We start from the raw sequence: 16,224 nt of genomic DNA, 5'->3' as shown, positions 1-16,224 counted from the left end.
GATAAGTCATTTTCCGCAACCAGAAATATTATCAATCGAAACCAATATAAATTATTACGATAAAAAAGATGGTTATTTTAATAAGTTTGAAGCTACAGATTTAACCAATCTAAGCGAAGAAGCTAAACAGCATATTATTGATAAAGTACCAGAAAGTGGTTTGTATAATGTGGCAAAACAAGAAGCGTTAGAGTCTTTATTACTTGTTGAAAATATAGTTCAAACCATTGGGTGGACTTTAGACTATTCGGCTTTAAAAATTAATTCTAAAGACAATTTAAAACTAAAAAATAAGACAATTGTATTTTTTAAATGGATATAGAACAACTCAGAGCATACTGTCTAAGTAAACCAAAATCTACCGAAGATTTTCCGTTTGATCAAGACACTTTAGTTTTTAAAGTATTAGGTAAAATGTTTGCATTAGTACCATTAAAAAAATGGGAAGCTGGATTAGCATCAATTAACCTAAAATGCGATCCTGAATATGCTATACAACTTCGTGAAGACTATCAAAGTATTGAAGCTGGTTGGCACATGAGTAAAAAACATTGGAATACTATTTATTTACACCAATCTGAATTAGATTTAGCGCTAATTACTAAGCTTATAGACCATTCTTATGACATGGTAGTTAGAGGTATGACTAGAAAGATGCAAAAAGAAATAAATTTAGAATAATGCTTATCGACAGATAAGTGCAATTAACCGAAGCAAAAAGTGTAATTGTAGAAAAGTTTAATAGTTCAGGCTCTATCTTATTAATTTTGAAGTGTTAAAACATATCAAACACATGAAATTCCCTCTTTTACAAACAGTTATAAGTGCATTTAATAAAGAAAAGAAACAGTCTATAAAACAAGTTAAGACTAAACCAACTTTTAAGACTAATAATAAAGTATTAAAGTCTAGTCTAAAACAACTTGAGTTTATTTCATTTTTAGAAATGCACCTGAGTAAGAAAGAGTTAAATAAATGTTCTTTAAATTTTTTAATTGAGTTAAGTAAAATTAAACACCAAGCAAAATCAAATACTATAAAATCTATACAATATTTTAAAGAATGATACCCTTATTTTCCATTCGTCGACACTTAAACGTCATTCACCTTGTTTAAAATCGGTCTAAACGAATATTAATTAAAATTACTCACTTATTATATTAGATTTGGTCTAAATTAATAGTCAACATACCCTCATAATGCAAAAAAACTCAAAATTCTCCTGATAGAAGATGATATGATTGAAAAAATGAAGTTAAACAGAACGACTTCAGCTTTACAATTAGATCACGAAATTATTGAAGCTAATAACGGTGAAGAAGCACTTCAGTTATTAGAAAATAAAGACAATTTACCAGACATTATATTACTAGACCTAAACATGCCAAAAATTAATGGTATTGAATTTTTAGGTATTCTTAAAAAAGACGATGTATTAAAATATATTCCTACAATCATATTAACAACCTCTAACAACCAAAAAGACTTATTAGAATGCTATAAGATTGGTGTTGCTGGTTATGTTATAAAACCATTAAAGTACGAAGATTACGTTAGTAAAATTGAAAAATTATTAGCATATTGGAGTGTAAATGAATTAATTGTGGTTTAATTATGAAAGGAATTGTTTTTACAGAATTTTTAGAACTAGTCGAAGATAAGTTTGGACTAGAAATGGTTGATAATATTATATCAAGTTCAGATCTAGAATCTGGAGGAGCATACACAGCTGTTGGGACATACAGTTTTTCTGAAATGTTACAACTCTTACAACACCTTAGTGCTAATACAGGTATCTCTATTGATGATTTATTGTTAGTATATGCTGAGCATTTTTTTGGTGTTATAGAAGAAAGTTATCCGGGTTTACTAGCAACTTATAATGACCCAATAGAAATGATTTCGTCTATTGAAAATCATATTCATGTTGAGGTTAGAAAAATTTATCCAGATGCAGAGTTACCAACTTTTGTAGTAGAGAACAAATCTGAAAACGATTTAACTGTTATCTATAAATCTAGTCGTGCAATGCATCATTTTGGTTTAGGATTAATGAACAAAACGTTCGAGCATTTTAATGCAACAGCAAACATAGAATTAGAAAAAATTAAAGAAGACGGAACTGAAGTAAGATTTGTTATTCACAAAAACTAATGAGTCAAAACCAAGTAGAGATATTACAACGCGCTTTAAAAGAGAAAAGGCTGCTAGAAAAGCAGCTGAGAAAATTCTTGAAGAAAAATCAAGAGAACTTTTTGAAACTAATCAAAAATTAAAAGAAACCAACTTTCATTTAGAAACTTCATTAACACAAGTAGACTCACAATTGCAAGGTGTTTTTGAAAACATCGTTGATGCCTACGTCATAACAGATTTATGGGGAAACATTCTAAAAATGAATGATTCTGCAGTAGCGCTTTTGGGGTTTGAAGATGCTAATGAGGATTTTAATCTTTTAGAAATGCTTAATCTTACAGAAAAAGATAAAGTACAATCTTGGTTTAAAGGGATGCTTAAACAAGGATCTTCAACAGATTTTCATGTCAATATTACCACCAGAGATAAACAACAAAAGTTAGTCCACATTAACTCTAGTTTGATTTATGATAATGATGTAGCTGTTGCTGTCCAAGGTATTGTTAGAGATGTAACTATTCAAAATAAGTACAAAAAAAGTTTAGAAGCCGAAAGACTAAAGTATAGCAATATTATTGCTAACATGAATTTAGGGCTTGTTGAAATAGATTTAAAAGGTAATATTATAATGATAAATCAGAGTTTTTCTGATATGTCAGGATATAATCAAGACGAAATTATAGGTTTTACAGCAACTGATGTTTTTACTTTAGATAATGAAGGAAAAGAATTAATAGAAGAAGAAAAAAGAAAACGTGTTAAAGGCGAGTCAAATTCTTATGAAATTAATGTCCAAACTAAATCAGGAGATAATAGGCATTGGTTAGTTAGTGGTGCACCAAATTATGATATAGAAGGTAAGCATACAGGATCTATTGCTGTGACATTAGATATTACAGATTTTAAAACACTTCAAATTCAAAAAGAAAAATTACTAACTAAGTTAGAAAAAAGTAATGACGAATTACAAGAGTATGCACACATCGTATCACACGATTTAAAGTCTCCATTACGAAGCATAAACGCATTGGTCAGTTGGATAAAAGAAGATAACCAAGGAAAGTTAGATGACGTAAGTCTTCAAAATTTTGCGCTTATTGAAACGACTCTTGAAAAAATGGAACAATTAATTACAGATGTACTTAATTATTCTAGTGTTGGTGCACAAACATCTCCTCAAGCAGATGTAAATATTAATGATTTGGTGTTGGATTTATGCCAAATTTTATATGTACCAGATCACATTAATATAAATGTTTTAAACGCTTTGCCAACAATTAAAGGAGACAAAACTAAATTACAGCAATTGTTTCAAAACTTAATAAGTAATGCAGTTAAGTTTATAGATAAACCCGAAGGATTAATACAAATAGATGTAGTGGATTTGCCAACGCATTATGAGTTTTCAATACAGGATAATGGAATGGGTATTGAAAAGAAGTTTCACGACAAAATTTTCAAAATATTTCATTCATTAAATAAAAGTAAAGACTCCACAGGAATAGGATTATCCATAGTTAAAAAAATTGTGGATTTACATGAAGGAGAAATTTGGTTAGAAAGCGAACCAAAAGTAGGTACAACCTTTCACTTTACATTAAAAAAGTAAGACATGAAAACAGTACAGTTAGTCAAACATAAAAATAAAGATTGGCAATACGTTGTTAAAAATCAAGATTTAAAAACACCTTTAGTTTTAGTGTTTGGTAATAGGTATTTGTTGGAAGATAATACGATTTATGAAGATATTAAGGCTAAATTTCCGGATGGACACATTGTTTTTGGATCTGCTTGTGCAGAGATTTCTTCTAATACTGTAAACGAAGATAGTATTACAGTAACCGCTATAGAGTTTGAAAAAAGTACGTTTCAAATCAAGACCAGTAACGTTTTAAATACAAATTTAGATAGTTTTAAAACAGGTAATGATCTAATAAAACAATTGCCACAAGACAATTTAAAGTATGTTTTAGTTGTCTCTGAAGGAAGTTTTATTAATGGTAGTCAATTAACTAAAGGGATGAGTGCATCTACCGAAGATAATTTGCTTATTACAGGTGGATTATGTGGTGATGATGCGCGTTTTGAAAAAACATTGGCCTCTTATAACGAAAATCCAAAAGAAGGAGAACTAGTTGCAATTGGGTTTTATGGAGATACACTTGAGATATCATTCTCAATTCATGGTGGCTGGACGCCTTTTGGTCCAGAGCGTACCGTTACAAAGTCTAAAGACAATATTTTATATGAATTAGATGGACAGCCTGCTTTAGATTTATATAAAACCTATTTAGGTGAAAAAGCTAAAGACTTACCAGGTGCAGCATTATTATATCCATTAAATGTTACGTCTGAAGACGAAAACCAGTCAATTGTAAGGTCTATTTTAAATATTGACGAGGCTGAAAATGCTGTGGTCTTAGCAGGTGACATTAAACAAAACTCTAAAGTACAGTTAATGATGACTAATGTAGATAACATTGCAAATGCTTCAGAGCAAGCAGCAAAACAAGCGTTAGAACATAGACAAAACAAACCAGAATTAGCATTATTAGTTAGTTGTATTGGTCGTAAATTGGTGTTAGATCAGCGAGTAGAAGAAGAAATTGAAGAAGTTATAGAAGTAATAGGTAAAGACACTGTAATTAGTGGTTTTTATTCCTACGGAGAAATTGCACCTTTTCATGGAGAGGTAGCTTGTCAACTTCATAATCAAACGATGACTATAACGTTAATTAGTGAATAATGAATTCACTATTAAAAAGACAAATTCGAAAATATTTAAGTGAAGATTTAAAAAATAATGAGCAATTAACTCAGTTTTTTAATGCAATAGATAGCTCTTACAATAATTTTGACGAGCAGTCAACTATGATTCAAAGAGCCATGTCCATTAGCTCAGACGAGTTATATGCAGCCAATCGTAAGCTACAAAACGAAGCTGAAGAGCAAAAAGAAGTTATTCAAAAACTTAAAAGTGTTATTGATACTTTAAAATTTTATAACTTAACAGAAGAAGATAATACAGAAAATGTAGAGCTAACAGGATCTAATTTGGTGGATTTTATTGACAATCAAACCAAAGAAATTGTTCAAATAAATAAACAAAAACAAGAATTATTAAACGAATTAGCCTATCAAAATCAAGAGTTAAGTGACTATGCACACATGGTCTCTCATGATTTAAAATCGCCACTACGTAGTATTGATGCTTTAACGACTTGGTTTACCCAGGATTATCAATCTGTTATTGATGAAAATGGAAAGAAAACACTTAAACTAATAAGAGATAGTGTTGATAAAATGGAAAAACTAATAAGTGGTATTTTAGAGTACTCAACTATTGGTAAAAACCAGATTGAAGTTTATGATGTAGATTTAAACAGTCTATTGGATAATGTTCTCGATATAATCCAGATACCAAATCATATTAATGTTACAAAATTTAATTTACCAATAGTCAAAGGTGATAAATATAGGTTACAACAACTATTTCAAAATCTAATTGGTAACGCTATTAAATATAACGATAAAGACAAAGGAATAATTAAAATTGGAGTAGAAGAACAAAAACAATATTGGCAATTTTATATTAAAGATAACGGAAAAGGTATTGATAGTACTTATTTTGATAAGATCTTTAAAACCTTTAATAAACTCGAAAACACACCAGATTCTTCAGGAATTGGTTTGTCTATAGTTAAAAAAATTGTCGAATTGTATGGAGGTAAAGTATGGCTAGAATCGCGAGTCAATATTGGAACAACATTTTATTTTACATTAAAAAAATAACACCATGGAACAACCAAACCAAACCTACATTGATAGCCTATCAGGTGGAGATGCTTCTTTTAAACAACAGTTAATAGATGTAATTAAAAAAGAGTTTCCGGAAGAGCAAAAAGAATATTTTGATAACTATAATACACGAAATTTTAAACTAGCAGCAGATAATGTGCATAAACTTAAGCATAAAATTAGTATTTTAGGGCTTGAAAAAGGATATGAAGTGGCTGTAAATTATGAGAATAGTTTGCTAGAAAGTAAATTTGATTATAAAAATGAATTTGAATCAATACTTAACACGATAACATCATATCTAGAGACCCTCTAAATATTATATATGAATTGTATTGTAATTGATGACGAAGCAACAGCTAGAATAATAATTTCTCAATTATGCTCAAATGTGCCAAGTTTAAATGTTTTAGAAGACTTTCCTAATGCAATGCAAGCCATAAAATACTTAAATCAAAATGAAGTTGATTTGATATTTTTAGATATTCATATGCCAGATTTTACAGGTTTTGATTTTATCGAAACACTTAAAAATCCTCCCAAAATAATATTGACGACCTCAGATCCTAATTTTGCAATCCAAGCTTTTGAGTACGATTGTATTGTAGACTATCTTGTAAAACCAATAACTCAAGCACGTTTTGATAAAGCTATTGTTAAGGCAGAAGCAAAACAAAGTACTCAAAAAAGCACTACTAATGCAGAAAAAGTAGAGTCTACTTCAGGAAACGATTTGTACGTAAACATAGACAGACGTTTAATAAAAATAGATATACCAAGTATTTATTTAGTAGAGGCTAAAGGTGATTATATTCAAGTTAAAACCGAAGACAAGAATTATACTGTACATTCTACATTAAAAAAGATAGTAGAAAAACTACCAGATGATTTATTCTTGAAAGTACACAGATCGTATGTTATTAATGTCAAAAAAATTATTGATATTGAAGATAATAGTGTCCTTATTAAAAAAGACGTAGTTCCAGTTAGTCGCTCTAACAGACCAGAATTAATGAAGCGATTAAATCTTTTGTAAAACACTGTTTTTAAGTATTTTTTTACGATTTTCTTTCAGCATAACTAACCAGTTTACTCTTAAAATTTAACAAAATATCAGATTAACTGTATTAAAAATCGTTTAACTGTTTATTTATGTCATTCGTCGACACTTAAAAATGCGCTAATCGAAAATCGTTAATTCCATAAGACATTACATTTAATTTTACCATCAAATTAATCCAATTAAGATGAGAAAATTATTAGTAGTCGTGTTAGTATGTAGCACATTTTTAATGTCTTGTTCCTCTCAAGGTGAAGACCAAACAGAAGAATTATACACTAAAAACATAAATGTAACCTATTCAACTCTAGATTATGAAGTTGTAGAGTTGCTTAATGCACACAGAATTTCTTTAGGATTAAATAGTTTAAAAATATTAGACAACGCATCAGCTGTAGCAATATCACACAACCAATATATGGTTGATCAAGGAGAAGCCAGCCATGACAATTTTTTCAGCAGATTACAACATTTAAAAGATCATGTCAATGCCAAGGCTGTGACAGAAAACGTAGCCTATGGATTTACTAATGCAGAAGCATTGGTAAACGCGTGGTTAAATAGTGAAGGTCATAGGCAAAATATAGAAAATCCTAGTCTAACAGATTTAGGTATAGCTTCTAAAAAAGACAATTCTGGTAAGCGTTATTTTACTAATATTTTTGTGAAAATATAATATTAAAATAGCTTGTCTACAGATACTTACCATTCGTCTACACTAGCAAAGCACTAATCGAAAAACATTAAAAAAAGCTAATATCTAACCTAAATTTGTAGTGTAATTAAAACCCAAAATCATGAAAAGAACTTTACCTACTTTTATACAAAAACTTACAGCGATAGCTATATTGCTTTTAAGTTTTTCTGTTAAAGCACAAAACATTCCTTTTAATTGTGATTACAGTGCTTATTTATTTCAATACAATGATGTGTATGCAATAGATTTAGCTTCCGGCAACTCTTTTCTTGCAGCAGAAGATATTACTTCTGGAAATATAAACGCAGCAGCTTATAATCCTGCAGATGGTTTTATTTGGGGATATTTAAGCACACCTTCTAATACTATAGTTAGAATTGGTAAAGACTTTCAAACAACTTCATTTATAATTCCAGAGTTAACTACAGGTAATAAATATGTTGGAGATATAAGTCCTGACGGTATATATTATTTTAAGGCAGGTGGTACAACTTACTTTAAAGTAGATTTAAATCCAAACTCACCAACATATACTCAGTATTTATCTACCGAAACGTTATCACAGAGTATAAGTATACATGATTGGGCTTTTAATGCGGTAGACGGAAACTTATATGCAGTAGAAAAAAACAGCAATATATTATACAGAATTAATCCTGCTACAAATATTGTTGAGAGTTTAGGTGAAGTACCAATTTTAGCTGGATTAAAATACACTTATGGAGCAGTTTATTTTGATGCTGACGGACGTTTTTATGTATCTGCTAACCAAACAGGAACAATATACGTTATTCAAAGTGTACAAGACTTGACTCCTTCAAGTCAAATGAGTTCTAACTTATTTGCTTTTGGACCATCAAGTGCTAGTAACGATGGTGCACGTTGTCCAACAGCTCCTGTATTACAAGAAATTTGCGATAATGGTATTGATGATGATGGTGACGGATTAATTGATTGTGACGATCCTTCATGTTCAGGATTTGGTAGTTGTGCTGTAATTCCGGCTCCAACAACAGCTAATGATGGTGGTTTAGAAAGTAATGGAAGATTATCTGAAGCTATTAATAAACGTAATTTTAATCGCGCTAAAAACAGTTATAAATTTGATCAAAAGTCAGCAAAAAGAGTGACTAAAGATAGTAGTAACACATCTGCAAACAGAGCAGCATCTAATACCAATTTTCAGTTACAAGATTTTGTACCACTAACAACTATTTACGAAGATTACGCAGTAGACTCAACACCTCTGGATTTATTAAATATTACTAATGCAACAGAAGTATATTCTGTAGATTACATACAAAATAATGCTTCAATAGCTTCTGTTTTAGCTTTAAAAACTGAAAATGGAGTTTATGAACACACAAAATATATTTGCGATAGATTATTAGGAGGCGAATTAATTTCGGTTTCAACCATGGATATTAATGGTCAGCCTTTTATTAAATCAATTATAAAAAATGTAGACGGAAGTTTTGAATACGTATTAAGTTTATCAGCTAAGCTAGCTAATAACGATGCCAACTTTGCGATTGAGAGTCACTGGAATTTAGATTTATACGAAGCAAATGTAACCTTTTACAATTTCCAAATATGGTCAGATTCGATAGACGATTTATATAGCTTAGCAGAAGAAGTTTTAATTTTATTGGATGCAGAAAAAGCAATTTCGACTTACCAATTATCAAGTCCTCCAACAGTATTTGTTAGAAAAGGAAAATATAATAATGGAGCTTTAGACCTTCAAATTATAAATACAAATGCTACCGGAAATGTTGGATTTGATTCAGGATTCAGGGTTACAGAAACTAGTGATTTTAACTACTCAAATTCTACTATAGATTTAAATCAAGATTATATAACAGAGTTAGAAGTTGCTACAGGTAATTTATTTGATATAGGATTTAGAATTGGAGATGGTATAAACACACCAGACGATTTATTTATGTCAGATGGACCTTGGGGAATTGACGATTCTGAAGCTAATACAACAGTAAATAATTACTTAGTGTCTCCAAACACAACTACTTTTGATAGTCAAGATTTTCCAATTGAAAGAAATGTGACATTAAATGCTACAACAGATACTTATGTAGCAGCATACAGAGCTTTAACACCACGTTTTAAAGCAGTTGATTTAACGGATTTTACTAGCTTTAAATTTAAAGCAAAAGGTACTGGAAATTTAGAAATCACTTTAGTAAAACAAAGTATCACAAACTGGGATGAGCAATACAAAACAACTGTTGCTTTAACTGATGCTTACCAAAGTCATGCTGTATTGTTTTCAGAGTTTACTTCTACTTTAACCCCTTCATTAGAAGCTAACGATATTGTAACTATTGTATTTACAATGGAAAGTGAGGATGGATCTGTAACCACTAAGCAAATGGATATACAAGATGTTCGTTTTTCAAGAGGAAATGCTTTATCAGTAAACGATTTTGAAACTGAAACAGTTAATACATTAGTAGCTTATCCAAACCCTATGATAGAGGCTTCTAACTTACATTTTACTAGCCAAAAATCTGAAAATGTTGAACTAATAATTTACAACCAATTAGGAAAAATAGTGTACAATACATCAGTAGAGTCATTAGTTGGAAATAATATTATACCTATAAATAGTCAAAACTTAAGTTCTGGATTATACATCTGTAAATTATCTAGTACTAACACAAACTATAAACCCTTAAAGTTGCTGGTTAAATAGTAACTGCCCATTGTTTTTTGATTGATAGCGAGGGAAACCAAAAAGTTAAATTAGTTTTATTTGGTTTCTTAAACAGGCAAGAGAGTTAACTCTTGCCTGTTTTTTTTGTAATAATTTTACAGCATTCAAACCTTATTATTCTGTATATTTAAACACAATTAACCTATCAATTTTGAATAATAAAATTAATCTTAAAGAAGCGATTTCTATTGGAATAGGCGGAATGGTTGGTGGCGGAATTTTTGCAGTGCTTGGTTTGGCAGTTTCATTAGCTAAAGGAGGCACACCTGTTGCTTTCTTATTTGCAGGTGTTATAGCTTTGCTTACTGCATATTCTTATGCTAAATTATCTAAAAAATTCCCAGACAAAGGAGGAACAGTAAAATTTGTACATCAACAATACGGAAATGGTATTTTTGCAGGAGGTATAAACAATCTACTTTGGGTAAGTTACATTGTAATGTTAGCATTATATGCCTCAGCTTTTGGGTCTTATGCTGCAGAACTTTTTACCATTACTGGGAAAAAACATTTAGATGTCCGTATTTGTCAAACAGTAATAATTATAGTTGCTTTAGTAATTAACTATTTAAGTGTAAGCTTAGTTAGTCGTATCGAGTCTATTGCTGTCGTAATAAAATTATCTATTCTAATAGCTTTTATAGCAATTGGATTTTATGGGTTTTCATTACATCCAGAACATCTACATCAATTAAAACCAAGCAATTGGGAAGCTCCTTTTTTATTGCTTTCTGGTGGTATGGTCATTTTTGTAGCTTATGAAGGTTTTGAGCTTATAGCTAATTCAATTTCAGATTTAAAAAATAGAGAACAAAATACTGAAAAAGCCTATTTTGGAGCAGTCGGTTTTGTTGTAGTATTATATGTTTTAATAGCAATAGTTACTGTTGGATCTTTGACTTTTGATAAAATTGCAGATGCTAAAGACTATGTTTTGGCTCAAGCAGCAGCTCCAACATTAGGGCAAATAGGATTTACTATCATTACTATTACAGCATTGATTTCTACATTTTCAGCGATTAATGCTACAATTTTAGGAAGCGGAAGGGTAAATTATGATATAGCCGAAGATCAAGAATTGCCAAAATACTTTTGTCGTAAGTTTTTAGGCAAACCAATAGGTTTTTTAATTACTGCAATATTATCAATCGTGCTAGTTAATTTATTTAATCTTCAAAGTATTTCAACTGCAGGAAGTGCTGGATTTTTATTAATATTTTGTTTAGTAAACTATATTGGATTTAAAAAACATCAAGAATTGAAGTCCAAAAAAAGTATTCATCTAATAGCTAGTATATTATGTTTTGTAGCTTTTTGTACACTAATTGTTCAGCAATATCAAACCAATAAAATGGGTGTGATAATTGCTGTAAGTATTATCCTGTTTTGTTTTATTATGGAGTGGTCGTATAAATCTATTACTTAAAAAAATAGATGTGTTTTTGTTATAAATAATAAAGTTTAAGACTTTTAAATTGTAGTTGCTTTATATGTTAACATTAATAGTTTCCTGTTGTATAAAAAAGGATTTAAAAAATTTACAGAATAAAAATTAAACCTTTATAGATTTAAAAAGTCTTATATTTTTAAAGCAGTATTAAATTTTAAAAAAAGACAATTGTTAAAATTAAACTTAAAGCAACCATTAGTGTTGTTAACCATGTTTTTTCTACTAGCTAGCTGTAACAAATCTAAAAGTAATACAGAGCAAGTAAATAACGACAATATTCCTGTTTATAACTTTAATCAATTAGAACCGTTATTATATACAGATAGTAATAAAACTTATTTGGTTAACTTTTGGGCAATGTGGTGTGCACCTTGCGTTAAAGAATTACCATATATTAAAGCCTATTCAGACAAACATCCAGAAGTTGAAGTGTTATTAGTTAGTATGGATTTTCCAAAGGATATAGATACTAAGCTTAAACCTTTTTTAAAGCAAAAAAAATTACAAATAAGGTTGTTATTTTAGACGACCCAGATGCTAATACTTGGATAGATAAAATAGATCCTAATTGGTCTGGAGCCATTCCGTTTACTATTATTTTTAATAATAAAAAGCGTGCGTTTTACGAGCGTTCTTTTGAAAATGAAACAGACTTAGAAACCCAAATAAATAAAATAATTAATAACTAATTTACAATGAAAAGATTAAAAGTAGTACTTACTATGGTTGCTGTTTTGGCAATTGTTTTAGTGTCATGTAAAAATAAAGAGGATAATAAAGCAGATGAAGCTGTAGCACAAGAGAATGGTAAGCATCATCCAGAAGACAGAAAAGGTCCACCTCACAATGGAGACAGAAAAGGCCCTCCTCCTGGAGGAGATAGAAAAGGACCACCAAGAGGAGGAAGTCCAGAACAAACAAAAACATTAGAAGAAATTGGTGGATATAAAATAGGTGAAATTGCTACTGATTTTGATCTTAAAAATGTTGATGGTTCAATGGTATCTTTAGCAAGTATAAAAGATGCTAAAGGTTATATAGTAACTTTTACTTGTAACGAGTGTCCATTTTCTAAGCTATATGAAGACCGTCTAATTGCATTGCATGATACGTATGCACCACAAGGTTATCCTGTAATTGCTATAAATCCTAATAGTCCAGAAAACGAAAAAGAAGCTTATGCTGCAATGCAAACTAGAGCAAAAGAAAAAGGATTTACTTTTCCTTACCTTTTTGATGGAGAACAAAAAATATATCCACAATATGGAGCAGTAAGAACACCTCATGTATTTGTTTTAGATCAAGATCGTAAAGTGCAATATATTGGAACAATAGATGATAATGCGAAGTCTCCTGAAAATGTAAAAACAAAGTATGTTGAAGATGTAATTAAAGCTTTACAAGCTGGTACAGCACCAACAACTACATTTACTAAGGCTATAGGTTGTCCTGTAAAAGCTAGCAGAGGATAATTTTAAATATTATTTTATATTAAAAAAGACAAGCTTTAAAGCTTGTCTTTTTTTGTGTTATATTTTTACTATTAAATCAATTTAGTTTTTGCCTCTAAACACTGGTTTGTCAAATAATAACCATTTAAAACGCATACCAATTTCGTTATAAGTAAAACCAGCAGCAGTTGCAGATGCTATATTACTTCGTGTTCCAAATATATTAGCCAAACAACGCTCTGAAAATTTATAACCTAATTTTCCTTGTATTCTGTAAGTGCTTTGGCTTTCGTCGTCGTCAATAAATTGTAATCCAGTAGCAGCAGTAAGCTCATAAAACCATTCTTTAGGTTTGGCTATGTTTTCATCTTTAATAAGATTTGCAAAAACCTCTGCAGCATTAAAGGTTTCTGGTGAAAAGTAAATGCTTGGTACTTGGTCTTTAAAAGTAATGTATTGGTAGTTTAGACCAGCTTTTAGTGATGGTTTTGGTAAAATATTATAATACAAAGAAGTAAACAATAAGTTTCTAGCGTTGTCATCGCTTTGTTTTGTATAAAAATATTGAGTAAACCATCCTAAATTAAAATTAGTATTTAGACTGTAATTGGCGTAGTAGTTATTTTGTACGATTTCTCGATCTATTAATTCGGCATTAAAACTTTGTATTTCACGTTTGTATCCAACCGTTAAATCTTGCAATTTAAAAGGTTTAATATTAAAAGAAATATCTGCTAAAACTTGAGTGTAGTCATTAGTTGTCGCTGTAGCTGAAGTTAATCCAGCAGTACCTTTTAAGGTTAAATTAGGTAGTAATTGATAGGAAGCACCTACGCTAAAGTCATTTGAAGTAGCATCATTATTAGTAACAGGGTTAGTTGTATTACGATAGTTGTAGCTTCCTAAGATTTTAAATTTTGTAGAAAACGGAAACTCTAGAGTGTTATTAAAAGCAAAAGCTTCATTGTCTCCATTATCAAAACTATAGGACACTTTACCTTCATAAAAAGGTGTAAATGTTGTGTTTAAATTTTTTATAAAGTTAGTGGCATCTTTTTGATTATCGTAAAATTTTAAAGTGTTTTCAGCAGACTTATATGCAGCTTCATATTTCCCTAATGCTTTTAATGCATTTGCGTTACCTAAGTTTCCGTCAAAAGATGTACTGTCATTAACCAAAATTTGATCATAATCTGTTACACTTTTTTTAAAGTCACTTTTATAAATATTAAGTGTTGCACGTAAAGCTAAAACCCAATTGTCATTAGGTTTTGTTTCAATTAAATTCGCGATAAGCGTGTCTGCAGTTTTGTATTTTTTATTCCAAATTAATGCTTGTGCATAACGCTCTGTGGTTTGTTGTGTCAGTGTAGCGTTTGAAGTTTCATTTAAACTGTTATAGGCTTGTGTACTTAAATTAAGTGCCTCTTTTTCTTTTCCTTTTAAATGAGATACTAACGCTAAACCATTTAAAGCTGTTATTTTGTTTTCAGGCTTTTTAGCTAAAATATCATATGTAGCTTGAGCGTCATCATATTTATTTGCAATTAAATACAGATTGGCTAAGTTTAATAAAGTGTCTTTGTCATTATTAAAAAGCGCAAGACTTTTTTTAAGTAATGCTTCGGCTTCATCGTATTGTTGTGCTTGTTGTTTTTGGTAAGCATAACCTAAATACATGTATTTTTTAGACGTTAGTGCGTTTGGGTTTCCTGGAGACACCTCTAAAGCTTTGTCAACATATTTTAAAGCATTTTCATATTCTTTTAAATTAGAAAGTGTGTTTGCATAACTTAATAGTGCAGCAAAACTTTTTGGATCTTCGTCTATTAAAGATTTAAAATAGGTTTTAGCTTTAGGAAAATTACTAGTCCATAATAAAGACTCGCCATAATTTAGCTTGACTTCAAAATCATTAGGGTAATCTGCCAATAGGTTTGTAAATAAAGTATTGGCTTCTTCAGGTTTACCGTTTAGACCTATAGCACGACCATAACAAAGTCTTGCAGTTTTATTGTCTGGATATTGTTTTAAAATAGACTGAAAAAAAGTTTCCGCTTTAGCGTACTTACCAGTTTCTAAATAAGTGAACCCTTCTTGCATATCTTGGGTATATCCCAAAAAAGAAGTTGATAAAAAGGTAAGTAGAAATATAAATTTAAGTTTCATGTTCTGGTTTTAAGTCATTTGCAAGTTAAGCATTCATTTCCATTCATTCATCTACACCAATTGTCGACTCGTCGAAATTCAACTGAATTTGAGAGGTTTACGTTGCATCTTTGTATCAGAAACAAACAAGAAACCAATATGGCTTTAAAAATATTAAGAGACGATAACACATTTACTTTAGAAGGGCAAATTGATGCAAGTACAGCAAGTAGTTTTCAGACTCATTTTAATATCACTCTTAATACTTTAGAAAACCTAACGATTGACATTAGTAAAGTTACCCAAATAGATACAAAAGGGGTGAATGCTTTTAAAGTTATTTATAATAATGCAAAATCATGGGATAAACCCTTTGTGATTGTTGGTCTTGGTTGTAAAGATATTTATGAAGAATTACTAAGTATAGCTTAACCACTTATATCCAAATTAAACTTTTAAACTTAAATATTATGGCACTAACAATAACACAACAAGACAATACAATTTTTTTAGATGGTGTTTTAAACACAAAAAACATTGCTAGTTTTAAAAAACATTTTAGCTATATATTAGAGTCTAATACAAATATGACATTAAATATTGAAAACGTAGAATCTATTGATATAACAGCATTACAAGTTTTAAAAGTTATGTATAGTCAAGCGATAATGAAACAAAACATGTTTTTTGTTGAAGGTGAAAATAGCGAAACTATTTACGAAGCCTTTAGTTATCCTAATGTAGCTTAAT

18 protein-coding genes are annotated in these 16,224 nt (G+C 30.0%); 17 read left to right on the top strand and 1 reads right to left on the bottom strand.

All coding sequences use genetic code 11. From position 1 onward, the window contains the following. The first annotated feature begins 1 nt into the window (after position 1). The 15 genes from AC0L4B_RS02180 (at position 2) to AC0L4B_RS02110 (ending at position 13,347) form a co-directional block, all read left to right on the top strand. Positions 2–322 (top strand): DUF4230 domain-containing protein, encoded by a 321-nt coding sequence (locus AC0L4B_RS02180; RefSeq protein WP_473439378.1) that lies wholly within the window; start codon positions 2–4, stop codon positions 320–322. Continuing rightward, positions 313–681: an MmcQ/YjbR family DNA-binding protein gene (locus AC0L4B_RS02175; RefSeq protein ID WP_473438357.1), complete on the top strand. Its 369-nt coding sequence runs from the start codon at positions 313–315 to the stop codon at positions 679–681. Before AC0L4B_RS02180 ends, AC0L4B_RS02175 begins: the two co-directional genes overlap by 10 nt. A gap of 112 nt (positions 682–793) precedes the next feature. Continuing rightward, positions 794–1,066 (top strand): hypothetical protein, encoded by a 273-nt coding sequence (locus tag AC0L4B_RS02170; protein WP_473438356.1) that lies wholly within the window; start codon positions 794–796, stop codon positions 1,064–1,066. Positions 1,067–1,216: 150 nt separating this feature from the next. Next, complete coding sequence (locus tag AC0L4B_RS02165; RefSeq protein WP_473439377.1) at positions 1,217–1,612, top strand: response regulator; 396 nt, start codon at positions 1,217–1,219, stop codon at positions 1,610–1,612. Between the two features lie 2 nt (positions 1,613–1,614). Further along, the gene (locus AC0L4B_RS02160) at positions 1,615–2,154 is read left to right on the top strand and encodes a heme NO-binding domain-containing protein (protein WP_473438355.1); all 540 of its coding nucleotides are present in this window, start codon (positions 1,615–1,617) and stop codon (positions 2,152–2,154) included. Next, positions 2,135–3,745, top strand: coding sequence for a sensor histidine kinase (locus AC0L4B_RS02155; RefSeq protein ID WP_473438354.1), 1,611 nt, complete (start codon positions 2,135–2,137; stop codon positions 3,743–3,745). Before AC0L4B_RS02160 ends, AC0L4B_RS02155 begins: the two co-directional genes overlap by 20 nt. Positions 3,746–3,748: 3 nt before the next feature. Continuing rightward, the gene (locus AC0L4B_RS02150; protein ID WP_473438353.1) at positions 3,749–4,882 is read left to right on the top strand and encodes an FIST signal transduction protein; all 1,134 of its coding nucleotides are present in this window, start codon (positions 3,749–3,751) and stop codon (positions 4,880–4,882) included. Beyond that, positions 4,882–5,928: a sensor histidine kinase gene (locus tag AC0L4B_RS02145; protein ID WP_473438352.1), complete on the top strand. Its 1,047-nt coding sequence runs from the start codon at positions 4,882–4,884 to the stop codon at positions 5,926–5,928. The genes AC0L4B_RS02150 and AC0L4B_RS02145 overlap by 1 nt, the downstream gene beginning before the upstream one ends. Before the next feature lie 4 nt (positions 5,929–5,932). Then, complete coding sequence (locus AC0L4B_RS02140; RefSeq protein WP_473438351.1) at positions 5,933–6,250, top strand: Hpt domain-containing protein; 318 nt, start codon at positions 5,933–5,935, stop codon at positions 6,248–6,250. A gap of 9 nt (positions 6,251–6,259) precedes the next feature. Next, on the top strand, positions 6,260–6,970 hold the full coding sequence (locus AC0L4B_RS02135) for a LytR/AlgR family response regulator transcription factor (RefSeq protein WP_473438350.1): 711 nt from the start codon (positions 6,260–6,262) through the stop codon (positions 6,968–6,970). Positions 6,971–7,181: 211 nt separating this feature from the next. Further along, positions 7,182–7,670 carry a CAP domain-containing protein gene (locus AC0L4B_RS02130; RefSeq protein ID WP_473438349.1) on the top strand — a complete coding sequence of 163 codons (489 nt, stop codon included), beginning with the start codon at positions 7,182–7,184 and terminating at the stop codon, positions 7,668–7,670. 121 nt (positions 7,671–7,791) lie between these two features. After that, complete coding sequence (locus AC0L4B_RS02125) at positions 7,792–10,404, top strand: DUF6923 family protein (protein ID WP_473438348.1); 2,613 nt, start codon at positions 7,792–7,794, stop codon at positions 10,402–10,404. Between the two features lie 172 nt (positions 10,405–10,576). Further along, the gene (locus AC0L4B_RS02120; RefSeq protein ID WP_473438347.1) at positions 10,577–11,851 is read left to right on the top strand and encodes an APC family permease; all 1,275 of its coding nucleotides are present in this window, start codon (positions 10,577–10,579) and stop codon (positions 11,849–11,851) included. A gap of 234 nt (positions 11,852–12,085) precedes the next feature. Continuing rightward, positions 12,086–12,400: a TlpA family protein disulfide reductase gene (locus AC0L4B_RS02115; protein ID WP_473438346.1), complete on the top strand. Its 315-nt coding sequence runs from the start codon at positions 12,086–12,088 to the stop codon at positions 12,398–12,400. A 170-nt stretch (positions 12,401–12,570) separates the two neighbouring features. Next, the gene (locus AC0L4B_RS02110) at positions 12,571–13,347 is read left to right on the top strand and encodes a thioredoxin family protein (protein ID WP_473438345.1); all 777 of its coding nucleotides are present in this window, start codon (positions 12,571–12,573) and stop codon (positions 13,345–13,347) included. Between the two features lie 81 nt (positions 13,348–13,428). On the opposite strand, the gene AC0L4B_RS02105 is transcribed toward AC0L4B_RS02110, so the two are convergent. Further along, positions 13,429–15,495, bottom strand: coding sequence for a tetratricopeptide repeat protein (locus AC0L4B_RS02105; protein ID WP_473438344.1), 2,067 nt, complete (start codon positions 15,493–15,495; stop codon positions 13,429–13,431). 138 nt (positions 15,496–15,633) lie between these two features. Between AC0L4B_RS02105 and AC0L4B_RS02100 the strand changes: the two genes are divergently transcribed. After that, positions 15,634–15,906 (top strand): STAS domain-containing protein, encoded by a 273-nt coding sequence (locus AC0L4B_RS02100; protein WP_473438343.1) that lies wholly within the window; start codon positions 15,634–15,636, stop codon positions 15,904–15,906. 38 nt (positions 15,907–15,944) lie between these two features. Further along, entirely contained in the window at positions 15,945–16,223 is a 279-nt protein-coding gene (locus AC0L4B_RS02095; protein WP_473438342.1) for an STAS domain-containing protein, read from the top strand. The last annotated feature ends 1 nt before the right edge of the window (position 16,224 follow it).

The organism is Olleya sp. NP1-10 (assembly GCF_055804415.1).
This window is presented reverse-complemented; position numbering and strand designations above follow the sequence as displayed.